At 49.7% G+C, this 21947-nt stretch carries 28 protein-coding genes and 1 tRNA gene; 8 read left to right on the plus strand and 21 right to left on the minus strand.

Translation table 11 applies throughout. From position 1 onward, the window contains the following. Positions 1–160 precede the first annotated feature (160 nt). The 4 genes from ylqF to C2I18_RS00385 form a co-directional block, all read right to left on the minus strand. Positions 161–1021, minus strand: a complete 861-nt coding sequence (ylqF, locus tag C2I18_RS00370) for a ribosome biogenesis GTPase YlqF (RefSeq protein WP_249899321.1) — start codon at positions 1019–1021, stop codon at positions 161–163. A gap of 29 nt (positions 1022–1050) precedes the next feature. After that, complete coding sequence (gene lepB, locus C2I18_RS00375; RefSeq protein WP_249899322.1) at positions 1051–1671, minus strand: signal peptidase I; 621 nt, start codon at positions 1669–1671, stop codon at positions 1051–1053. A gap of 211 nt (positions 1672–1882) precedes the next feature. After that, positions 1883–2227 carry a 50S ribosomal protein L19 gene (gene rplS, locus C2I18_RS00380; protein ID WP_036688590.1) on the minus strand — a complete coding sequence of 115 codons (345 nt, stop codon included), beginning with the start codon at positions 2225–2227 and terminating at the stop codon, positions 1883–1885. A 187-nt stretch (positions 2228–2414) separates the two neighbouring features. Next, positions 2415–2711, minus strand: coding sequence for a hypothetical protein (locus C2I18_RS00385; protein ID WP_249899323.1), 297 nt, complete (start codon positions 2709–2711; stop codon positions 2415–2417). A 251-nt stretch (positions 2712–2962) separates the two neighbouring features. Between C2I18_RS00385 and C2I18_RS00390 the strand changes: the two genes are divergently transcribed. Further along, complete coding sequence (locus C2I18_RS00390; protein ID WP_249899324.1) at positions 2963–3985, plus strand: DUF4097 domain-containing protein; 1023 nt, start codon at positions 2963–2965, stop codon at positions 3983–3985. Between the two features lie 99 nt (positions 3986–4084). Here the strand turns inward: C2I18_RS00390 and C2I18_RS00395 are convergent, their stop codons facing one another. Then, positions 4085–4336, minus strand: a complete 252-nt coding sequence (locus tag C2I18_RS00395) for a hypothetical protein (RefSeq protein WP_249899325.1) — start codon at positions 4334–4336, stop codon at positions 4085–4087. A gap of 221 nt (positions 4337–4557) precedes the next feature. Here C2I18_RS00395 and C2I18_RS00400 point away from each other — a divergent pair, with 221 nt between their 5' ends. Further along, positions 4558–4731 carry a hypothetical protein gene (locus tag C2I18_RS00400; RefSeq protein WP_249899326.1) on the plus strand — a complete coding sequence of 58 codons (174 nt, stop codon included), beginning with the start codon at positions 4558–4560 and terminating at the stop codon, positions 4729–4731. 157 nt (positions 4732–4888) lie between these two features. On the opposite strand, the gene C2I18_RS00405 is transcribed toward C2I18_RS00400, so the two are convergent. From C2I18_RS00405 to C2I18_RS00455, 11 genes are all read right to left on the minus strand, one after another. Continuing rightward, a tRNA-Pro gene (locus C2I18_RS00405) sits at positions 4889–4962 on the minus strand. Between the two features lie 199 nt (positions 4963–5161). Then, complete coding sequence (locus tag C2I18_RS00410) at positions 5162–5713, minus strand: hypothetical protein (RefSeq protein ID WP_249899327.1); 552 nt, start codon at positions 5711–5713, stop codon at positions 5162–5164. A gap of 471 nt (positions 5714–6184) precedes the next feature. Further along, positions 6185–6328 (minus strand): hypothetical protein, encoded by a 144-nt coding sequence (locus C2I18_RS00415; protein ID WP_249899328.1) that lies wholly within the window; start codon positions 6326–6328, stop codon positions 6185–6187. Between the two features lie 249 nt (positions 6329–6577). Next, the gene (gene trmD, locus C2I18_RS00420) at positions 6578–7366 is read right to left on the minus strand and encodes a tRNA (guanosine(37)-N1)-methyltransferase TrmD (RefSeq protein ID WP_249902303.1); all 789 of its coding nucleotides are present in this window, start codon (positions 7364–7366) and stop codon (positions 6578–6580) included. Then, on the minus strand, positions 7366–7890 hold the full coding sequence (rimM, locus tag C2I18_RS00425; RefSeq protein WP_249899329.1) for a ribosome maturation factor RimM: 525 nt from the start codon (positions 7888–7890) through the stop codon (positions 7366–7368). Before rimM ends, trmD begins: the two co-directional genes overlap by 1 nt. A gap of 115 nt (positions 7891–8005) precedes the next feature. Further along, positions 8006–8236 (minus strand): KH domain-containing protein, encoded by a 231-nt coding sequence (locus C2I18_RS00430; protein WP_249899330.1) that lies wholly within the window; start codon positions 8234–8236, stop codon positions 8006–8008. Positions 8237–8258: 22 nt separating this feature from the next. Continuing rightward, entirely contained in the window at positions 8259–8531 is a 273-nt protein-coding gene (rpsP, locus tag C2I18_RS00435; RefSeq protein ID WP_036688604.1) for a 30S ribosomal protein S16, read from the minus strand. 552 nt (positions 8532–9083) lie between these two features. Beyond that, positions 9084–10475: a signal recognition particle protein gene (gene ffh, locus C2I18_RS00440; RefSeq protein ID WP_249899331.1), complete on the minus strand. Its 1392-nt coding sequence runs from the start codon at positions 10473–10475 to the stop codon at positions 9084–9086. Positions 10476–10496: 21 nt separating this feature from the next. Continuing rightward, on the minus strand, positions 10497–10853 hold the full coding sequence (locus C2I18_RS00445; protein WP_249899332.1) for a putative DNA-binding protein: 357 nt from the start codon (positions 10851–10853) through the stop codon (positions 10497–10499). A 148-nt stretch (positions 10854–11001) separates the two neighbouring features. Next, the gene (gene trhA / locus C2I18_RS00450; protein WP_249899333.1) at positions 11002–11649 is read right to left on the minus strand and encodes a PAQR family membrane homeostasis protein TrhA; all 648 of its coding nucleotides are present in this window, start codon (positions 11647–11649) and stop codon (positions 11002–11004) included. Positions 11650–11741: 92 nt separating this feature from the next. Beyond that, positions 11742–13259, minus strand: a complete 1518-nt coding sequence (locus tag C2I18_RS00455) for a carboxypeptidase M32 (RefSeq protein WP_249899334.1) — start codon at positions 13257–13259, stop codon at positions 11742–11744. 274 nt (positions 13260–13533) lie between these two features. Between C2I18_RS00455 and C2I18_RS00460 the strand changes: the two genes are divergently transcribed. From C2I18_RS00460 to C2I18_RS00475, 4 genes are all read left to right on the plus strand, one after another. After that, positions 13534–13905, plus strand: coding sequence for an iron-sulfur cluster biosynthesis family protein (locus C2I18_RS00460; RefSeq protein WP_249899335.1), 372 nt, complete (start codon positions 13534–13536; stop codon positions 13903–13905). Between the two features lie 143 nt (positions 13906–14048). Next, positions 14049–14627: a beta-class carbonic anhydrase gene (locus C2I18_RS00465; protein WP_249899336.1), complete on the plus strand. Its 579-nt coding sequence runs from the start codon at positions 14049–14051 to the stop codon at positions 14625–14627. Positions 14628–14809: 182 nt separating this feature from the next. Next, positions 14810–15235: a hypothetical protein gene (locus tag C2I18_RS00470; protein ID WP_481857965.1), complete on the plus strand. Its 426-nt coding sequence runs from the start codon at positions 14810–14812 to the stop codon at positions 15233–15235. Beyond that, positions 15235–15522 carry a YxcD family protein gene (locus C2I18_RS00475; protein ID WP_249899338.1) on the plus strand — a complete coding sequence of 96 codons (288 nt, stop codon included), beginning with the start codon at positions 15235–15237 and terminating at the stop codon, positions 15520–15522. Before C2I18_RS00470 ends, C2I18_RS00475 begins: the two co-directional genes overlap by 1 nt. A 99-nt stretch (positions 15523–15621) precedes the next feature. Here the strand turns inward: C2I18_RS00475 and C2I18_RS00480 are convergent, their stop codons facing one another. The 3 genes from C2I18_RS00480 to C2I18_RS00490 form a co-directional block, all read right to left on the minus strand. Then, a complete protein-coding gene (locus C2I18_RS00480; RefSeq protein WP_249899339.1) occupies positions 15622–16590 on the minus strand; it encodes a S66 family peptidase in 969 nt (322 codons plus the stop codon). Between the two features lie 154 nt (positions 16591–16744). Continuing rightward, the gene (locus C2I18_RS00485; RefSeq protein ID WP_249899340.1) at positions 16745–17110 is read right to left on the minus strand and encodes a hypothetical protein; all 366 of its coding nucleotides are present in this window, start codon (positions 17108–17110) and stop codon (positions 16745–16747) included. A gap of 152 nt (positions 17111–17262) precedes the next feature. Then, the gene (locus C2I18_RS00490) at positions 17263–18102 is read right to left on the minus strand and encodes a DegV family protein (RefSeq protein ID WP_249899341.1); all 840 of its coding nucleotides are present in this window, start codon (positions 18100–18102) and stop codon (positions 17263–17265) included. A 149-nt stretch (positions 18103–18251) separates the two neighbouring features. Here C2I18_RS00490 and C2I18_RS00495 point away from each other — a divergent pair, with 149 nt between their 5' ends. Together C2I18_RS00495 and C2I18_RS00500 are read left to right on the plus strand one after the other, a co-directional pair. Continuing rightward, positions 18252–18464, plus strand: a complete 213-nt coding sequence (locus C2I18_RS00495; protein ID WP_249899342.1) for a hypothetical protein — start codon at positions 18252–18254, stop codon at positions 18462–18464. A 154-nt stretch (positions 18465–18618) separates the two neighbouring features. After that, on the plus strand, positions 18619–19359 hold the full coding sequence (locus C2I18_RS00500) for an SDR family oxidoreductase (RefSeq protein WP_249899343.1): 741 nt from the start codon (positions 18619–18621) through the stop codon (positions 19357–19359). Between the two features lie 79 nt (positions 19360–19438). On the opposite strand, the gene C2I18_RS00505 is transcribed toward C2I18_RS00500, so the two are convergent. Together C2I18_RS00505 and C2I18_RS00510 are read right to left on the minus strand one after the other, a co-directional pair. After that, on the minus strand, positions 19439–21007 hold the full coding sequence (locus tag C2I18_RS00505) for a glycoside hydrolase family 43 protein (RefSeq protein WP_481857966.1): 1569 nt from the start codon (positions 21005–21007) through the stop codon (positions 19439–19441). 42 nt (positions 21008–21049) lie between these two features. Continuing rightward, on the minus strand, positions 21050–21940 hold the full coding sequence (locus tag C2I18_RS00510) for a dienelactone hydrolase family protein (RefSeq protein WP_481857967.1): 891 nt from the start codon (positions 21938–21940) through the stop codon (positions 21050–21052). Positions 21941–21947 lie beyond the last annotated feature (7 nt).

A 21947-nucleotide genomic window follows, 5' to 3' on the forward strand; every position in this document is an offset into this window, starting at 1 on the left:
TCCACCGCCACTTTAAAATTAACCGTTCTCTACATGCCAGCTTATCACATCAGCTCTTTAAGCGTAATCCATCTTTATGCCTTATATCCGTTGCATATCAGAATTATAAACAGCAAAAAAGCCATCCAGCAATGGATGGCTCTTCCATACCAATTTCATGTTACGGCGTTTCCAGCGTAAAAGGCCCCAGCTTGCCTGCCCGCAGTTCATGCAGCAGGGTCCGGGATGCTTTCTCGAGATCTACCCGGCCGCCGCTGATCAGACAGCCGCGCTTGCGCCCTACCGCTTCCATCACAGCTACGATTTCATCCGGGTTCTCAATATCCTCCGGCAGCTTCTCTATGCCAAAACGCTCCTGAAATCTGTGGCCGTAATCTTTGATCAGATACTTTACCGCATAAAAAGCGATATCCTCAATATTCAGGATCTCTTCCTTGATCGCACCTGTCACTGCCAGCCGGTAGCCTACTTCCTGGTCTTCGAATTTCGGCCAGAGAATCCCCGGCGTATCCAGAAGCTCCAAATTACCGCCTGTCTTGATCCACTGCTGGCCCTTCGTTACACCCGGTCGGTCACCGGTCAAAGCAATGCTCCGCCCTGCCATCTTGTTGATCAGCGTGGACTTGCCGACATTCGGAATGCCCACGATCAGCGCCCGGCTCGCGCGGGGATTGATCCCCTTGGCAATCTGACGGTCGATCTTATCTTTGAGCAGCAGCTTTACCTGTTCAGGGATTTCCTTAACCCCTGTTCCGGTTGTTGCGTCTACAGGATAAGCAACATGCCCTTCTGCCTTGAAATAGGCCAGCCATTTACGGGTTGCTTCAGGATCAGCCAGATCACTTTTATTCAGAATAATCAGTCTTGGCTTATCCCGCAAAATATCGTCAATCATCGGATTGCGGCTGGAAAGCGGCAGACGGGAATCGAGCAGTTCGATCACAACATCAATCAGCTTCAGCTTATCCTCGATTTGCCGTCTAGCCTTCGTCATATGACCGGGAAACCATTGAATGGCCATTGCCGTCACCTCCTTTGACTTCTGTCAGCTTAATGATTAATTATAGTAATATCCTGAATCGGCCAGAAAATCAGATCTGCACGTCCGACAATATCTTCCAGCGGCACATAGCCGATCATCCGGCTGTCTGTACTGTCCGAACGGTTGTCTCCCATTGCGAATACATGTCCCTCAGGAACCGTGCCGTCAGGAAATTCTTCATTCGGGAAATCCTTATTATTGTACAAAGCGTTATTGGCATGCGCCTGATCAATAGCTTCCTTCAGATAAGGCTCCTCAATCGGTTCGCCGTTAACCGTAACAACGTCCCCTTCAACCTTAACCGTATCACCAGCCACGGCAATTACACGTTTGATAAAATCACGGCCTTCTGAGGGCACATGGAATACGATAACTTCTCCACGCTGAGGTGAACGGATATCATATAGTATTTCATTTACAATTACGCGTTCCCCGGTATGGAAATTCGGCTGCATGGACGGTCCGTCAACGATAAACGGCTTAAACAAAAGCCAGCGTATCAGGAATACCAGCACCAGTGCGATAGCTATCGCCTTAACCCATTCCAGTATTTCGTTTTTTTGTTTTTTAGGGTTCTGGCCGTTCGACTCTATGGTCTCCCCTTGTCCCTGTGGCAAATCCTGCTGCATACTTCACCTTCCTCTCTTTATGCTACCTTCAATATACAACAAAAAAACTCCTGCCAAAAACTCCTCCACGAATACTCCTTCAGGAGGCCTTTTCGGAGAAGCTGATCCTAAGGCATATATTTACAAGTTTATTGTGTTCATAAGAAGAAAAGGCACCCTTAAGAATAAATGAAAGGGGCTTGAACTCAAGCCCCTTCCCTTTGTCACTATTCTAGCGACGGATTTCTTTAATTCTTGCAGCTTTACCGCGCAGTTCACGAAGATAGTAGAGCTTCGCACGACGAACTTTACCACGACGAGCCACTTCAATTTTCTCGAGCTTAGGCGAGTTGATTGGGAAAGTTCTTTCCACACCAACACCGTAAGAGATTTTACGAACTGTAAAAGTCTCACTGATTCCACCGCCGCGGCGTTTGATTACAACGCCTTCGAACAACTGGATCCGTTCACGAGTTCCTTCGATAACTTTTACGTGCACCTTCAAAGTATCACCTGGACGAAAACTAGGGATATCTTTACGAAGTTGCTCTTGCGTAATTGCTTGTAGGATATTCATTTAGGACTTCCTCCTTCCGTACAGGTGTTCATGCCTCTTCCGGAGAGACCTTCGCTCTCCCTCATTATCCGCAGAGGACCACCGTATTCCACACAACAGAAATAATAATAGCATAAAAATAATGCCTATACAAGCTATTTTCCTCAGAAAATAAGATTTGCATAGACATTTTTATCAACTAAATAGGTTAAAGCGGCATCATATCCCGTTTCTTGGCCTTGACCTTGCAATCCCGGCATAATCCGACGACACTTCCGTCATCCTGGGCATAAAAAATCAGCTTTCCGTTCTTCTTCCTGCAGGAGGAACACAGCTGCTCCCCGGAATTCTGCCTGGCCTGCCGGTGTCTATCCATAGAGATGACATTGCTTGCAGTGCCGCTCTTTGGAGCGGCCGGCCTATTCTTCCGGCGGCGGAGCCCTGTATAAAGGGCTATAGTGACTATCAACACAACCAGGACCGCTGCATATTGCATTTGGCTCATCCGCTCCCTTGACTTATTCCTGTCAAAATCGTTAACAAACCGCCGTCTTGTTACCGGTTACTTTATTTCCAGCCTATTTTAACATAATTTTTTTTGAATTACAGCCATGAGACCATACTGGACTATAGTCCAGCACATCAACCCGCCCCGAGCCTGTTATTCAATTATTTACCATAACCTATACTATTAATAACCATACATACGCATAAATGCATACGCAAACAAACATTAATTTGGAGGGATTTGAAGAAATGAGAAAAAACAATCATACAGCAGCCATTGCGGCGGCAGCCGTTTTATCCCTGGTCCTGCTGGCCGGCTGCAGGGAACTTCCGGGCAAGGAAGCTGCCAATCATCAGCTGGAGCAGAGCTTTTCAGGAGAATCCGGGCAAGAATTGAATGAGGCCGGACAGGAGACCGGCGGATCTGCTTCAGACCTCGGTTCAGATATTGAAGCTGCTGTGGCAGGTATCGGCGAAGGAATCGGCAATGGTATCAGCAAAGCGATGGATAGTGTGGGGTATGCTGTACAGAACACTGCTGAGTTTGTAAGTGATGAGATTAAAGCAGATGGCATCAGCACAGAGTTTTCTGCCTCCGCAGAAGCCGGCTCAGCCTCCGTCCTTGTTTTGGATAACGCAGTAGGGCAGATCGAAGTCGTTCCTAGCGACAGCGACCAGGTGCATGTAACAGCAACAGTCATTTCTAATAAATCCAGAGCCAAATTCGCCGCTGAGCTCCCGGATAAGGCCGAAGTATCGGTCAAGGCAAGCGGTGATAAGCTTACGGTATCCACCCACGCCAAGGAGAAGCCCGCAAAGGATCTGTGGTCCTGGGCACAAAAGGAATACGGAGCCTCTGATTTTACGATTGATTATGTAATTGAAATCCCTTCAAGTATTGGGCAATATGAGATCAATAATAATGTGGGAACTATTCAGCTGTACGGCCTGCAGGGCAATTTCCATATTGTCAGCGATGTCGGGGAGATTGTTTTGAATGATGTTGAAATTGCCGGCAAGTCCACTGTTCAATCAGACACCGGGAGCATCAGCCTGGATATCCGCGATATGCAGAAGGGCAGCAGTCTTAAGGCGAGCAGTAACATAGGCACTGTATCAGCCGATCTGGCAGCTAATCTCCAATGTACTGTAGAGGCAAAAAGTGATCTGGGAGAGATCAGCGGCACAGGAAAAGGCAGACAGGATTTTAACGGGGGCGGCCCTCTGTTGTCATTGTCAACAGACATCGGTTCAATCTCGGTTCAGAACTGATAGGCTGCGGGCGAAGGAGCAACAAAGATTAGCTTGTATAGTCATCTCAAAAAGCGGGAGTCCCTATGTGGACTACCCGCTTTTTTTTTGCTTTACCTTTTAGATGAGTGCAATAGCCAGCAGAGTGAACAAGCTCAGGGTCAATATTTCACTGCCGTATCCGTAAAATCCGCCGTAATAATTACCGTATGGAGAAAACGCCGAAGTCTTGACTCTTCCATTGCCTTTGGTCCGCAGGTATACGTTGTTTCTGTCCACATCCACAATGACCCCTTCATGCTGTTTGCCGTCGGTCGTCATAATCCGCACGCGTTTGTTCTTGCAGTGCAGGCAGTTATAGTAGGCTTCCACCAGAGAACTCCTCCTCATTCGTAATGGTGTATTTTATGACAGGGAGGATAAGCCGGTAACGGCAATATGACTATTGTTTTAAAATGTGAATAAAATAACATGTGAACATTATGTGTCTTTTTATAAAGAAAAGGATTATAATAATTATAAATAGTAAACGTTCACGGAATCGTATATCACTTGAGGAGGTCATTAATATGAACGCCGCCAACAAACGTTTTATGAATGAAGGAGTCCTGCGCATCGCTATCTTTATTATGTTTGCATCGCTGACATACACTGTACGCCACTATGTGTGGGCCGTCGTTGCCCTGCTGGTGGTCGGGTTGTACTCGCTCGTAACCGGCATCGTCCAGCTGAACCGCGACAAGGACACTGCAGAAAATAGTCATTGATTTATGTCCGAATAAAACGGCCTCCTTCCGGATGTGAAAAATCCCGGGAAGAGGCCGTTTTTGTGTAGGCTTAATATGACGCTCCTGCTTTTGAATTCTAAGTGTAAACCAACTTAAACAGACCGTCTCCGGGAAGGAAGCGGCCTGCTTTGAAAGATCGGAGTAACAGGATTTGAACCTGCGACCTCACCCACCCCAAGGGTGCGCGCTACCAGGCTGCGCTATACCCCGACAACGGTTACATTAAAACCCGCATGCGCATTGCATTCGTCCGTCTGCACGTCCCTGGTGTTGGTTCAAGTATATCGCGCAGGCGCTCGTCCCTGCAAGTCAAAAATCGCAGCCCGTACGGCTCCCAAAATGCACTTTGCGCGCCTTAACCGTCGTCACCATCTCTGTTATCGCTGGCCGATTCCGTTGTTCAATTCGTTCATGATTCACCGAGTAATGTCTTGATACGGGATAGCTCCGTTTGAAAGAAGACAAGTTCTTTTTTTCTGTCTGCAAGTTGCGTTTGGTATTCATCGGCTAATGCCCGTACATCCTTACCCAGTGTTCCCTTGTTAGCCAATTCCTTTGCCGCGGCTTCTAACGGGGGGATTACGTTTTTTTCAAGGTCAGTGATCTGTGCAGCCGCTTTTGCAAGTTCTGCTTCTACTTCCGCCTTATGAGCCTCTATTTCTCCCCGTTCGGTTTGCTTAACTTCGCTGACTGCCGGTGTTACGTTCATACCGCCTTTCATAATGATTTTCTTTCCTTCAACTGATAACTCCGTGCCTGTTGTTTCCGATATTGCGCGTACCGGGGCGTATGCTGTTCCGTTGATAATTACCGCGTCCCCGATCTTGGTTCCATCGGCTTTCTGTACGGTGAACACCCCCTCTACTTTTGCGCCTATCAGAGGCGATGAGCTTGCGGCAAAACCGGCCGCGCCCCCTAACAGAAGTGTAACTGCTGCAATACTTGCAATTCTCGCTTTCATGTATAAACCTCCCAAATATAGAAATTATCCTAAGTATACCTAAGAGGCTCCAGACATGAAACCATAATTTGCCCGGCAGAGCAGGGACTTCTTGACTGAATGGAGTCCGGGATCACAACTGCGTGAGTGGCTTGCATTTGCTAGGGTCTGTTTTTCTTCAAAAAATATTAAATTTTTATAGATTTTCGGATTTGTCTATGCTATACTCTTGGCACAAGGAAAGGAGGTGCGTTCACATCAAGCATGACATGTTGAGCGTATCCCTTACCCGGACCAACGCTTAAGTAATTGGCTTGGTGGCGCGGGATACGGATCAAAGTTACAAATAGCGCCTCGGGTAGAGAGACCGTCTTCGGACGGTCTTTTTTCATGCATAGAATTTCTCTAACAAAAAAACCATTAACTCAGCAAACCTTGGTTTGGCTGGTTTAATGGTTTTTTGGATACTGCTATATTACCTGCAATATTTCACTATTGAACCTGCTCCCAGGATTTGTTCTCTGATTTGCGGTTGGTATAAAAGTTGATAATATCATTCACTGTGCGGAGCGGCCCCGCTTCCTTGTGGACAGTGTCCACGTCTGGCTTGAGTTCTTCATGCGAATTCGTAGTCACTTTCAATTCATTCCTTTCAGTTTAGCAAGCTGTGTCTAAAGCTGCATGTATGTTATCGGCGCCTCTCTTTATTACCCCATCTTACGCAAAACAACGCACATCCGCTCCTGTTTCTCTGTGAATCTTCTGTGTCTATACCATTTTTACCATATTTTCTCTTTAGTGTAAAGCCCATAACAAAAAACGCCTCCTCAACGTAAGATACGTTAAAAAGACGTTAAATATGCCTTATTTATCAACAACCTTTGCTCAGACCTGCTCATTTTTGTCTCTCAGACGCTGTAGCGCCTGCTTATCTTTGGCCGTGAGATTTGCAGTTTCAAGAAGATCCGGTCTGCGTTCCAGGGTACGCTGTAATGCCTGCTCGCGCCGCCATACGTCAATATTGGCATGATGGCCGCTCAGCAGAATATCGGGCACTTTCCAGCCGCGGAATTCCGCAGGGCGGGTATAGTGGGGATACTCCAAAAGCCCTGTACTAAAAGAATCTGTAATGGCCGAGGTCTCATTTCCCAGCGCCCCCGGCTGCAGCCGGACAACAGAATCGATAACAGTAAGTGCAGGAAGCTCTCCGCCTGTCAGCACATAATCCCCGATCGAGAGCTCATCTGTTACCAGATGCTCTCTGATCCGTTCATCATAGCCTTCATAATGGCCGCATATAAAGATCAGATGCTCTTCTTTGGCCAGCTCTTCAGCAATCTGCTGGTTATAGGTCTGCCCTTGCGGGCACATCAGGATAATACGTGGTTTTGCCGGAGCCGCTTCTGCAGCCCTCTGCTCCAGCAGGCTTTCACCGCCATTCACAGTTTCAAGCACGTGCTCAACCGCTGCAAAGATCGGATCCGGCTTCAGTACCATTCCGCCGCCTCCGCCGTATGGCGTGTCATCGACAGTATTATGCTTATTGCCTGAAAAATCGCGGAAGTTCACGGCATTCAACGAAACAATTCCCTTGTCCCGTGCTTTGCCGAGAATGCTTGTGCTGAATACCCCTTCGCACATTTCCGGAAAAAGCGTCAGCACATCAATCCGGATCATGGCAGCAGCCCTTCCATCAGGTGGACGGTGATTTTGCGGGAAGCGATATCTACATCCAGCACCACATCGTTAATTACCGGTATGAGGATATCCTGACCTTTGGCCGGCTTCACGACCCAGACGTCGTTGGCACCGGGCTGAAGAATGTCTGTAATCGTTCCAATCGGCTGGCTTCCGTCTTCGTCGGTGTACACTTCACAGCCTACGATCTGGTGGAAATAATATTCGTTTTCCGGGAGCTCAACCAAATCATCACTGGGTACTTTCAGCATGCTTCCTTTGTACTTCTCGATATCGTTAATGTTGTCATAGCCCTTCAGCTTGGCGATATACATCCCTTTATGCTCACGCGCGGATTCTACAGTGATCTCAAACTTCGGACTCCCATCCGCCGGAATAAGCAGCAGCTTTGCGCCCTTTGCAAACCGGACCTCCGGAAAATCCGTATGCGAAAAAATCTTGATCTCACCGCGGATCCCGTGCGTATTCACGAGCCTGCCTACTGTCAATTCTTCCGTCATCTCATCCACTCCTTTAACCGTTCCGGTTACATTGTTGGCCCTGTTCACACATCTATATATTTGAACAAAAAGGAGCCGGGATATACTATCCCTAGCCCCTCATTGTACGCATTATTTAAGATAAAATATCCACGGTAACGCGTTTATCGCTCTTGACTGCTGCCGATGTAACTACTGTGCGGAGCGCTTTGGCGATCCGCCCCTGCTTGCCGATAACCTTGCCGACATCATCAGGATGTACGGAGAGCTCATACACAACCAGGTGATCCTTCTCCACAGTCCGCACCGTCACATCCTCTGGATGATCCACTAAAGCCTTAGCAATAACTCCAACTAATTCTTCCATAGAGGACCCTCGCAATCAGTCATTATTTCTGTTGCTTCAGCTCATGGAACTTCTTCATCACGCCTGCTTTGGAAAGCAGGTTGCGGACGGTATCAGATGCTTGTGCACCTGTTTGAAGCCATTTAAGAGCTTTTTCCTCATCGATCTTAACCACTGCCGGTTGTTCAATCGGATTATAATAACCGATTTCCTCGATGAAACGTCCGTCACGAGGGGACCGGGAATCGGAAACCACTACACGGTAGAAAGGCGCTTTATGTGCACCCATTCTTTTCAAACGAATACGTACTGCCACGAAAATTCACCTCCTTAAAAGAATTTCGATCCCTCCCAAACCCTCCCTTCCAAGGGAGGGCCCCAAGGGCTCCGCCCTCTGGACACCCGGTAGTGCAACTGGCGTGGGTGTCAGGGATGGCGCTGCTTAGAAACGTTGGGAGCAGGAACACTCTTCGTCCCTTCGGGACACGCTTAACTGCGGCGGAACCTGGGTACGAGTTTTACAAACTTTAAAATCTTTAAGATCAAAAGATTAAGATCAAGATCAAAAGATTAAGGTCAAAAGAGTCTCGATCATCTGATGTTATACTATATCTGATCTATACGAAGATCAAAACCGACCGACTGATCATCTGATGTTGTACTATGTCTGATCTATACGAAGATCAAAACCGACCGACTGATCATCTGATGTTATACTATGTCTGATCTATACGAAGATCAAAACCGACCGACTGATCATCTGATGTTATACTATGTCTGATCTATACGAAGATCAAAACCGACCGACTGATCATCTGATGTTGTACTATGTCTGATCTAGGGAAAGACTAAAAGCAATAACAAGTGCTTAACGGAAAGGGAACTTCATACCCTTGCCGCCGCCAAGGCTCTTAAGCTGCTTCATGGCGTTCTTCTTGCCGCCTTTGCCTCCCATACCGCCCATCATGCCGGAGAACTGTTTCATCATCTTGCGCATTTCATCGAACTGCTTGATGAGGCGGTTGACCTCGGCAACCGTGGTTCCGCTGCCGGCGGCGATCCGCTTGCGGCGGTTATGGTTAATGATCTCAGGCTGGGATTTCTCATCTTTCGTCATCGAATGGACAATGGCTTCGACACGGCCCATTTGCTTGTCGTCGACCTTGAGATCCTTCATGCCCTTGGCCTTGTTCATGCCAGGCAGCATGTCGAGAATCTGGTCGATCGGGCCAAGCTTCTTGACCTGATCCATCTGCTCCAGGAAGTCATCGAACGTAAATTCAGCGTTACGCATCTTACGTTCCATTTCCTTCGCCTTTTCGGTGTCGATGTTAGCCTGCGCTTTCTCGATCAGCGACAGCATGTCGCCCATACCGAGAATCCGCGAAGCCATCCGCTCCGGATGGAAAGGCTCCAGCGCGTCGATCTTCTCGCCCAATGCGGCAAACTTAATCGGGCAGCCGGTTACGGCCTTGACGGATAATGCTGCACCGCCACGGGTGTCGCCGTCAAGCTTCGTCAGCACAACGCCGGTAAGCTCAAGCTGTTTGTTGAAGCTGTCGGCCACGTTAACTGCATCCTGACCGGTCATGGCATCGACTACAAGCAGCACCTCGTCAGGTGTGACGACGGTATGGATCTGCTTCAGCTCTTCCATCAGCTCTTCATCAATATGCAGACGGCCAGCGGTATCGATCAGCACGTAATCCAGATTGTTATCCTTCGCGTGCTGTACACCCTGTCTGGCGATTTCCACCGGACTGGTCTTGTCACCCAGCGAGAATACAGGCACTTTAATCTGTTCGCCCAGGATCTGCAGCTGCTTGATCGCAGCCGGACGGTAAATGTCGGCGGCTACCAGCAGCGGACGGTGATTGCCCTTCTGCAGCAGCTTGGCCAGCTTGCCCGAAGTGGTCGTCTTACCGGCCCCTTGCAGACCGGTCATCATAATGACCGTCGGCGGCTTGTTGGCCTTGGCCAGCTTCGCCTGGCTTCCGCCCATCAGCTCGGTCAGTTCCTTATTGACGATGTCGATAATGACCATGCCCGGAGTGAAGCTGTCCATCACTTCCTTGCCGACAGACTTTTCTTTCACCTTGGACACGAAGTCCTTGACGACTTTGAAGTTAACATCGGCTTCCAGAAGCGCCAGCCGCACTTCGCGCATTGCTTCGTTCACGTCATCTTCGGATACTTTACCTTTGCCGCGCAGCTTGCTGAACACATTCTGCAATCTTCCGGTTAAGCCTTCAAATGCCATATGCGGGTATCTCCCTTCTTGCTACTCTAACCTCTGCAGACGGTCCACAATTTCCGTGAACCGCTCGTTATATTGCTCAGGCAGCATCCCATTCTCAGGCAGTCTGCGCAGTTCTTCTAAGTACCGGTTGCGGTTCTCATGTTTGGCCAGTAAGCCTAGTTTATCTTCATAATTCTCCAAAACCTGCTCCGCCCGCTTAATATGTTCATATACGGCTTGGCGGCTGATTTCAAATTCCGCGGCGATCTCTCCCAGGGAGAAGTCATCGTGGAAATAATATTTAAGGAATGTCTGCTGCTTGTCAGTAAGCAGGCGTTCATAGAACGCGAACAGCAGGTTGATCCGGTTAGTTTTCTCGAGCCTATTCTCCTGACTCATCAAGGGCACTCCCTTCGTCAAGGAAAAACACTTTACAGCTTCACAACGTCCCTTATGATACCGAAAACAAAGAAAGATGTCAAGCTTTTTTGCTTGTCATCTTTTTCTTTGTCCAAAATCAGTATATTCGGCTGTAAAATGCCGCAAATCAGCGGATCGGCAGCAGATAAATCAGTACGGCGAAGAAGTGGGTCACACTTCCGGCAAGCACGAATACATGCCACACCGCATGATGATACGGGAACGCCCGCCATACATAAAAGACTGTCCCAAGCGTGTAGAGGATTCCGCCGGCTACCAGCAGAGTCATACCGCCGCTGGCTACCACCGCCGAGAGCGGACTCCAGGCAATAACGATCAGCCAGCCCATGGCAATGTAAAAGATCGTTGACATGAACAGGAACTTTTTGACGAAAAACGCCTTGAACGCCACTCCGAACAATGCAATCCCCCAGATAATGCCGAACAAGGTCCAGCCGAGCGTTCCGCGGATCGCTACAAGCAGAAACGGTGTATAGGTGCCGGCAATAAAGAGATAAATGGCGGAATGGTCAAAAAACTCGAACAAATCCTTGGCCTTGCCCTCCCTGAGACTATGCACCAGTGTGGAGTTCAAATACAGCAGCAGCATCGTCGTTCCATAGATAGAGAAGCTGACGACATGCCAGGCCGTTCCCTCCAGACTGGCATACACAACTAGCAGGACAAGTGCAGCAACACTTAATACTGTACCAATACCATGCGTTATAGCATTGGCAACCTCTTCCCTGCGGCTGTAGGTATAGGTATTTGCCATAATCCAAATCCTTCCGTGTACGTTTCCTTCTATTATACCGCTTTGCCTGGCCTCATTCCACCCGGCAGCCGTCAGGCCAGGCTAAGCATATTTTACAAGTTGTACAGTTCTTTGTATTTGGCTTCCAGGTAATCGGCCAGATAATCCGGATTCAGCGGCTCACCGGTCACGCGCTCAATGATTTGCGAAGGCGTCTGGCTTTTTCCGTAGCGGTAGATCTTGTCCGTAAGCCAATCTTTGACCGGCAGCAGATCGCCCTTTGCAATAAGCTCCTCGAACTCCGGCAGCTCCTTGCGCAGCGTATACAGAATTTGGGCAGCATACATATTACCAAGGGAATAGGAAGCAAAATAACCGAAGTCTCCCCCGGACCAGTGAACATCCTGCAGCACACCCAGTGAATCCGTGGGCGGTGTAATGCCCAGGTATTCCTGATACTTCGCATTCCAGACGCCCGGCAGATCTTTTACCTCAAGCCCCTCATTGAAAATAAGCTTCTCAATCTCATAACGGATAATGATGTGCAGGTTGTAGGTCAGCTCGTCGGCTTCAATACGGATAAAGGAATTGGCCACACTGTTGATTGCCCGGTAAAATTGCTCCACATCCACTTCTGCAAGCTGCTGCGGAAAATGCTGCTGCAGATCACCGTAGTAATGCTGCCAGAACGAACGGCTGCGTCCGATCATATTTTCCCACAATCTCGACTGGGACTCGTGAATCCCCATGGATGCGCCGCCGGCCAGCGGTGTGCCGACATAGTCTTTGCTGATATTTTGCTCATAAAGCGCGTGTCCGCCCTCATGCAGAGAACTGAACACCGCACTGGTTACGTTATCGAGCAGATAGTTGCTAGTAATGCGCACATCCCCCGGATTCAGGCCGGTTGCGAATGGGTGCACGCTTTCATCGAGACGGCCGGCTTCAAAGTCATAGCCCATCTGCTCCAGAATGAACAAGCCGAATTTCTCCTGCTGCTCCTTATCGTATATTTGGCTTAAAAATTCCGTATCCGGTTTGTTGTCCGATGCACTGATCGCTTCCACAAGCGGAACGAGCCGGCTGCGCAGGCGGTTAAAGAGCTCGTCCACCTTGGTGACGGTCAAATCCGGTTCATACATATCCAGCAGCGTATCATAGCGTGTGTCCTTGACGCCCCAGTAATCGATAAATTCCTGTTTGAAGGCGACGATTTTGCTCAGGAACGGTTCAAAGGAGGCAAAATCATTATTTTCCTTGGCTTCCTCCCACATGCTCTCCGAATGTGCCGCCAGGACTGCATATTCCTCGAACCGTTTGGACGGGATACTTTTGCTGCGCTCGTATTCTTCACGGCAATCCTTCACCATCTTGTTCTGGTCATCGCTCAACTGGTTCATCACGGCCGGACGGCTGAAAAATTCTGTGAATTCCCCCATTTCATCCGAGGTCTGCAGCCTGAACACCTCTCCGCTCAGCATGCCGATCGTTCCCGAACGCACCTCAACCCCCTTGCGCGGAGCACCTGTCCGTAAATCCCAGTGAAGCAGCCCGATGGCTTCGTTATAACCGCTGATTTTGGATAACAGCTCCTGGAACTTCTCCCATTCTTCTCTAACCGCTTGTTCCATTTTATACACCTGCTTTCTCTGTTTTCTCGCTCACCTTAGATGATACTTTTTTAAATCTCCATAATCAACCACGTCACAGCGGAAACGGCCGGGTCCGGCTACAATGCTTGAAAGATATGTTTATCGAGTCCTGTAAAATGTTATAAAATTAAGGGCACACTATTTCGGGATATTGACGTCTGTGATTTATACTCCGTATAATCAGTTCAGGCATTCCGCTTTAAATTTGAAATACTTTGCTTCATTACATTATCTTAAGGAGCGTGAACAGAACATGCATATTCGGCTCACACCGCTGGCAGAGAGGAAGCTGACGGAGAAGCTTGACGGGAGGCCGGGGCTTTTCAGGCTCTTTTTTGATACGGAAAGCTGCGGCTGCGATGGAATCACTGTTCTGTTGATCGTCGATGAAGCGGCTCCGGGCGATATTCCCGTTGAAACTGGCAGTCTGCCGTTTGTGGTCAGCGGCCAGCAGGAAATTTTTTATGAGGAGCATATGCGTCTTGACAGTGAAGAGCACTACAGCTCATTCAAGCTCGACAGCGACTCCCAAATTTACAGCAGGAATATCCAGGTCAGAGATATCCGCGGTTCCGGAGCATCTTCTGCGCCGTCCAGTGCTTCATGCTCCATATCTGCCCGATAGACCTTACGTACATACGTAAAGCCTACCTATAAATCAAACGTATCCTTACACTTAACAAAACTGGGTGTTTGCTTCCGGTGTCAGTTTTTGCCGGAGATCACTCAGGAAGTAACACTAACCAAACTTTTAGGAGGAGCACGGACATGACACAAATTTCGGAGATTTTGGAATTTAATAAAGGCTTTGTGGAACACAAGGATTATGAAGCTTATCTCACCAGCCGTTTTCCCGACAAAAAAATGCTGATCATCACCTGTATGGATACGCGTCTTGTGGAGCTTTTGCCCAAAGCAATGAACTTCAAAAACGGTGATGTCAAAATTATCAAAAATGCCGGTGCGGTCATTTCCCAGCCTTTCGGAAGCGTAATGCGCAGCGTCATGGTTGCAGTCTATGAGCTGAATGCGGACGAAGTCATCGTGGTAGGTCACCATGAATGCGGCATGGCCTCGCTCAATGCAGAGAAAATGATTGACCACATTAAAGACCGCGGCGTATCCGAGGAGGTTCTCTCTACGCTGGAGAATTCAGGAATCAAACTGACCAAGTGGCTGCGCGGGTTTGACAATGTGGAGGAAGGGGTAATTCAGACTGTGGAGCTAATTAAGCACCATCCCTTACTCCCCCCAAACGTACCTGTACACGGCATGATCATCGATCCGGCTACCGGAGCGCTTGAGCTCGTGTCTGACGGGTACGCGGAGCCTAAGGCAACTCTCTGATAACTGTTTTTTGCGCAGGTCCCCGGGATCTGCGCCTTTTTTTGCCCATAAATTCTCAACGAAAATTATTTTGAAATATTATATTTTAAATTGAAACCTCCCGGGACAACCTACGTATTAGTGGTAAGCAGCAAAAATCTGCACACAAACTACTAGGAGGGTATTTATACTCAATGAAAGCAATGAAACGCGTAATGATGATTGTTATGGCATTTACTTTATTTTTCGCTGTAACCGCTCCAGATTTTGCGGATGCGCGGCGCGGCGGCTTTAAATCAGGGACAAAAAGCTTCACCACGACTCCCAAAAAATCCACAACAGATAATGTAAGAAAAAATGATAGCAGCACAGGATCCACAGCCGGCACTACTGGCGCAAACGCAAACCGCGGATTTTTCAGCGGCGGCGGCTTCATGAAAGGCATGATGCTCGGCGGGATCGCCGGCCTTCTGTTCGGCGGCATGTTCGCAGGCATGGGTGCTTTCGGAAATATTTTAGGTCTTCTTATTAACATGTTCGCAATCTATGTGGTGGTAATGCTGGTAATGTCCTTCTTCCGCCGCAGAAGAGAAAGACGCATTATTGAGGAAAGAGACGGCCGCTACTAATGTCAACAACAGTTCTTAGCATGGATGAGATTATCAATTCGATCTGCCTTCACATGGCTGAGCGCAAAGGAGTCCGTCCGCAGGATGTACAGGTTGAGCTGAGCTGGGACGAAGATACAGGCTACACCGCTGAGGTGTGGGTGCAAGGCCGCAGCCAGTATCTCGTTGAATCCAACATGATTGAAGCCATTCTCCGCTATGTGCACAGCGAATACGGAATCCGGGCTTACCGTGAGAATGTGCGGCTGGATCTGGACGAAGAAATTACCGCGATTGTTACCGTGTAACTCAGTGTTCAGAAGGATTACCTGCACGTTAGAGCAGAAAAGTATAGCTTAAACACAAAAAGACAGCCTGCGGGCTGTCTTTTTGTGCTGCTTATCCTCCTATTCACGGAAATATTGGGTGATTGTCCCGCTGCCGCAAGTGAGCTTAACCTCTGCATAGGCCCCGTTCACGAGAGTCATCTGCGGGGGAATATGTCCGCAATCAATATCGTAAATGATGGGCACTTGAAGTTCCTCCGAGAGTTCCCGGTATACATCCTCTATTGTATATTGATCCACCGGTTCATTAGCAGGGCTTCTGCCGAACAAAATACCGGAGCAATGCTCGAACCATCCGGCCAGCTTCATCTGTACCAGCGAACGGGGTAAATCGGCTGTTCTCAGCTCACAATTTTCCAAAAACCAAAGGACCGGTTCGTTACCGATCATGTTCTGCTGATAATAGCCCACATCACCGTATGGCGTTCCGATCATATGCCGGATCACGTCGATACAGCCGCCAAGCAAACGGCCGGATACAGCGGTATCTGCACCAGAGACGGATTTCCAGGCCTTCTGTTCATCTTCATCAGGTCCTGAGGATTGCACGACTGAACCGCCAGGCCTTGTAGACATCACTGTCTGCCACATACCGGTAATCTCATCGACGGAATCGCGGCTGATGTCTCCGAAGCCGGGTCCGTGCGCCGTCGCCAAGCCTGTCTGCAGTGTTACTGCCAGCAGCAGCAGGCTGATATCGGAAAATCCCAATATCCATTTGTCCCGGATCCGGCTGAAATCGATATGCTCCAGCATCTCAATCAGCAGCTCTCCGCCCCATGGCGGGATAATCAGGTCTATGGAATCATCCTGCATCATGCTGTTGAACTCTGCGGCCCGGACTTTGCCTGAGGCGGATCTGGTTTTGCTGTGATGGAAAACTGTATCCCCGCAGAACACCCCATAACCCCTCTGCCCCATTCTTGTACAGCCTTGCTCAAAAGATGTGCGGTAGGCAGGGCCTACACCTGACGATGAGGCGGTTACCCCGATCCTCGCCCCGCTTTTCAACAACGGATATGTAATCATCCATCCACCTCCTGCTGGAATTACAGATTCCAATACTATATTTACCATGATTTAGTATATCTCTATCTTCCTGCTTTGAAAATAACAAAAGACACGGCCGCAGCCCGGCAGCAGGAACCGGTACAGACATGTCTTTTGAAAATAGCGAGTTTTATCAGATCAGTGAAATCGCCAGCAGCTCGAATAATACAAGCGGAAGAATAACATTGTTGTTCACCGGGCCGGGGTAAGGATATCCGGGTCCCGGATAATAACCGGGATAAGGTTTGTAATACGGGTTGTAAAAGCCGCGTGAATCCTCCGTTGTAATGGTAATTGAGAGGAACAGATTTTTGCTGTCTATACCGGCAATTTTCCCCTCATGTACCTGGCCGTCTATCATCTGCACCATTACATTGTGATTCAGATGATCCTTGCAGCAGTGATGCAGCGATTCTTTCACGCCATGCAGATGCTGCACAAGCGCCGGGTCTGCCTGATAAATAACTTTCGCTTGCTGTCCGGTACCATATGTCGGCATGTTGTAAGACCTCCGTAATAGGTTTTGCTCCATTCTATGCAAATGCCCATATGGTGGTGTCTACTCCTGCAGGATCTTATCCGGACAGCAAAAAGCCGCACAACGGGCAGTTTCCCCTGTACGGCTGTTCCTCATATATCCTGTGCACCAGCTTAAAACGCCACTCCGATTCCGCCTTCGCCTGCATAAGTGCCCATTACCGGCCCCATGCTGGAGAACAGAATTTCCTTGAAGGGATGCTTTTCGAGAATACGCTCCTTGATTTCCAGAGCCAGCTTTTCGGCATTACTGTGAACGATGGCAATAACAGCCTGCTCATAATCATGCTGCTTCTCTTCAAGCTTGTTAAGCAGCTGGGTAAGCGCCTTGGGAAGCCCGCGTGTCTTCTCCACCACTTCAACGGTGCCCTCATCGCTGATTTTGAGCAGCAGTTTAATATTCAGCACAGAAGCCACCGCTCCGGACAAACGGTTCAGCCGTCCGCCCTTGATTACATTCTCAAGTGTATCAAGCGTAAAATACGCGGTGACTTCCTCAGCTTTGCGCTCTACCATGGCCTTCAGCTCTGCAAGGCTTGAGACGGTCTCAGACCATTTGCACGCCATAGCCACCACCAGGGACAGCCCTCCGGAAAATGTCTTCGAATCTATAAGTTCAATCGCATTCGGAAACCCTTCTTCTTCATACATTTCCTTGGCGATCCTTGCGGCCTGATATGTACTGCTAATGTTGGAAGACATACAGATGACCAGAATGTCAGTGCCTGCCTCCACTTCCTTGAACTTATCCAGGAATACCTGCGGACTCGGACTGGCCGTCGTCGGCAGTTCTTTGGATTCACGCATTTTTGCATAAAAAGCCTTGGTATCCGTATCCTCCGGCATCAGCTCTTCCTGGAAATGGACCGGTAAATGAACAATCGTAACATCATATTTCTGAATGTACTCAAGGGGTAGGTCGGAACCGCTGTCCGTAATAATCTTGATGGTCATCAGGTGCTCTCCTTTCAATTCTATACTATTATAGCCATGTATAAGAGCCGTCAATAGTACATTTTATAACTTGTCAAAATCGGTTTTTTGTGCTACCACTTACCTATATGGTAAGTTGTTAAGACCAGGAAACAGATTGGAGTGTAATCATGAGCAAGAATAAAGTGTGGAACAGAGGCAAGCATAACGGCGGGGGTCTGCCCAAAAGAAACAAGCCTCCAGTAGACGCTGAAGCTTCCGTAAGTGCGCCCGAGGAGCCGGTTAATGCACGGATTGATACCGTCAAGCCGATGAACCGCAGCAACTGGGTCTCCCGGCCTGCGCGTGTAACCCCGAAGCCGCAAGATCGTAATCCACAATAATCTATACCCAAAAAGATGACTTCCGGCAGTATGGAGGTCATCTTTTTTCATATTTCGACAAAATCATCGCAAGAAACAAATGACAATTTTCTATATTTGTCAGCACGTTGCCAATATGCTATTCTGTAGCTATTAAGCGAAGAGGAGCATAAATATGACTGACTTAACCGGAAAAGTAGCGATAGTTACCGGATCTTCCCGCGGAATCGGCCGGACCGTGGCCAAGCAGCTGGCCGGTCTCGGAGCCAAGGTAGTGATCAATTATTCCAGCAGTCCGGAGAAGGCGATTGAAGCGGTTCAGGAGATTGTTGCTGAAGGCGGCGAAGCCATAGCAGTCCGTGCGGATCTGGGCAATGTCAGTGAAGTCGGGCGTTTGTTTGCGGATACGCTCGCTGCTTATGGCAAGCTTGATATTCTGATCAACAATGCCGGCCTGATGATTAACAAACCGCTGCCGGAGATTACCGAAGCTGATTTTGACAAGCAGTTCTCGGTGAACGTCAAAGGCACTTTGTTCGCAATTCAGCAGGCGATGAAGCACATGCAGCCGAACGGAAGAATTATTAATTTCTCCACTTCAGTGGTCGGGCAGATGTTCCCGTCCTACAGCGTGTACGCCGCCACCAAAGGCGCAGTCGAGCAGCTTACCCGCCAGCTGGCCAAGGAGTTCGGGCCGAAGGGCATTACCATTAATGCGATTGCTCCCGGTCCGGTGAACACCGAGCTGTTCAATACAGGCAAAACGGTGCAGCAGATTGAAGCCATGAAGCAGATGAATGCCATGGGCCGCCTGGGCGAGCCTGAGGATATTGCAAATGTGGTAGAGTTCCTCGTCAGCGGACAGTCACAGTGGGTGACCGGGCAGACATTGCGCGTTAACGGCGGATTTATCTAGTCTATTACACTGGCAAAAGCAAAAAGGGATGAACGGCAACCGGACCGTCCATCCCTTTTATTCTTATAAGTGCGGGTTATTAAACATTATGCTGCAGATCCTTACCTTCATAACGGAAGTGGGAAAAATCCGCATGGGCCCCGGCGAATTGCCCCATATCGTGAGCGGCAATGCCGATAAAGTTACCTGTGAAGCCGCTGGAGAGAAAACCCAGCTCCTGTGAAGCATACAGTGGGGTCCATTCTCCGGCATCGCCGATACGGTAGTAGAACTGACCTGCAGTTCCTTCAGCGGATACGGCCAGTTGCACCGGAGAGTCTCCGTCAATAGCAATTGCTGCCGGCTCATAGCTGAAGCTGTTATCAGCGCATTTCATCAGCCGCAGCACCCTGCCCTGCTCCTGCGAGATGTAGGCGTACAAGTAATTCTCATCATTAAGATACAGCATCAGGCCGGCCATCTGCAGATAGTTCCGCGGCGCAAATTCAAGCGCCGTCTCCGCACGGAAGCTCATGTCCGTCTGCCGGATGGCCAGGATATGATGCCTGAACAGGGACTGCACCGATTCACCGGCTGTCAGCCGGAGATACCCCTGACGCGCTGACAGAGAACACCAGCTGTCATCCGCCAGAATCCTGAGCGTATTCCACTGCTTGTTCAGCTGCGGACCGCTGAAGTTGTCTTCGAACACTGTGCGGTGGACCGAACTGCCCACCGTTACGCCGTCAGGTGCCGGTACCTCTAGCTTCGGCTCATTCCCCCCGGTGCTGAGGCGAAGCCATCCTTCTGAATCCCAGTGCACCTGCTGCAGCGCCGTCTCGCGCCCAAGGATGGCATATTGTCCGTCCACCGGACGGGTACAGAGATGCGCCATATACCACTCTCCGCCCGGTGTCTGCACCAGGCTGCCGTGTCCTGCACACTGCAGCGGCAGCTGCGGATTATTCCGTGAGGTAAGCATCGGGTTCAGCGGATCCACTTCGTAAGGACCGGCAAGCTCCCGGGAACGGGCAACAGTAACGGCATGACCGGAGCCTGTTCCGCCTTCGGCTGTAATCAGGTAATAATAGCCGCTGTGCTTGTAGATATGCGGCGCCTCAGTCTTCTTCAGCGGCGTACAGTCGAACAGCTTGGCCGGCTCGCCGGTCAGCCGCTGTAATGAAGGGTCGTATTCCTGGATCACAATGCCGCTGGATTTATTCCCCTCCAGAATGCGGTAATCCCACAGTGCATTGAGGAGCCACTTCCGGCCGTCGCTGTCATGGAACAGAGAAGGATCAAAACCGCTGCTGTTCAGATAGACCGGTTCGGACCACGGACCTTCGATGGACGGCGCGGTCATCAGGTAATTATGGCAGTCCTTGAACGGGCGCTTGGTACTCTTCACGTCTGTATACAGCAGGTAGAACAGATTGTCATAGTAGCTGAGCTGCGGCGCCCAGATGCTGCCGTTCTTCGGATTGCCGCGGAGGTCCACCTGAGAGGTCAGAATATCGGTACAGTATTCCCATTCTGCCAGATTGGCAGATTGATAGACCCTCACGCCGGGCAGCCACTCAAATGAGGATACCGCAATATAGTAGGTCTCCCCCACACGAAGAATGCACGGGTCAGGGTTAAACCCGGGCAGTACGGGATTTTTAATCATTGCAGTCATCGTTCATCCACCTTCCAGATTTCTTGTACATTTCTACAGATGTTCTGCCATAAAAGCCTGCCAGGCCACACGCATTTCCATTGTCTCCATGTGACCGCCCGTAGCTGTGATGTTCTGCCAATGCTCCGGTTTGCCTGCAGCCTCGTAAGCTGCGGTCAGCCCCTCTTCCAGCAGGCTCACTCCCTCAGCCGGACACATCCGGTCGCTCCGGCCGTTCAGGCTCATCCGGGCGCGGGGAACAATCCGCTGCTGAATCTCCAGCGTCGTATAATGCTTGAGCAGTCCGGGGACATAGGAGTAAAATCCGTGATAATCGAGTCCCCTCTTGTCAATCAAGGTCTGGGCCTCTACCTGGCCGCAAATGTCAACCGTAACGCTGACCCGCTCATCCAGCGCCGCCAGCCACCAGGCCATCAGACCGCCCATGGACATGCCGATGGTTCCGATTCTGCCGGCATCAATATCTGTGCGCGAGCACATATAATCCAGTGCCCGGCGGCTGTCATACAGCATCATGCCCCACAGTACCTTTCCCTGCCAGAGCATTTCCTTCACCAGCTCGCTCTCGGTTTTGCCGGCACGTTCATTGAAGCCCCACATGTCAATGCAGCACACGGCATAGCCCATATCCGTCAACGTCTTGGCAAAGGAAGGCTGCTGCAGATAAGGGCTGCTCTGCAGCAGCTCCTTGCGGCCGTTCGTGTAATTCCCGCCATGCGAGTGGTTGAACAGCACCAGCGGGAACGGACCTTCCCCTGCAAGCGGCTTTGCGACATACGCCGGCACCCGTTCCAGCCCGTTCAGCTCCAGCAGCAGACACTCCAGGCGGTAACCGTCATGAATTTCCTGCTTCAGCAGCACCGCTTCTACAGGCTCCAGGCCGTGCTCCGGCAGGTCGCCAAGCAGAGCTTCCAAGGGAATCATAGGCTTA

The sequence above is a fragment of the Paenibacillus sp. PK3_47 genome (genome assembly GCF_023520895.1).
GTDB lineage: Bacteria > Bacillota > Bacilli > Paenibacillales > Paenibacillaceae > Paenibacillus_AQ.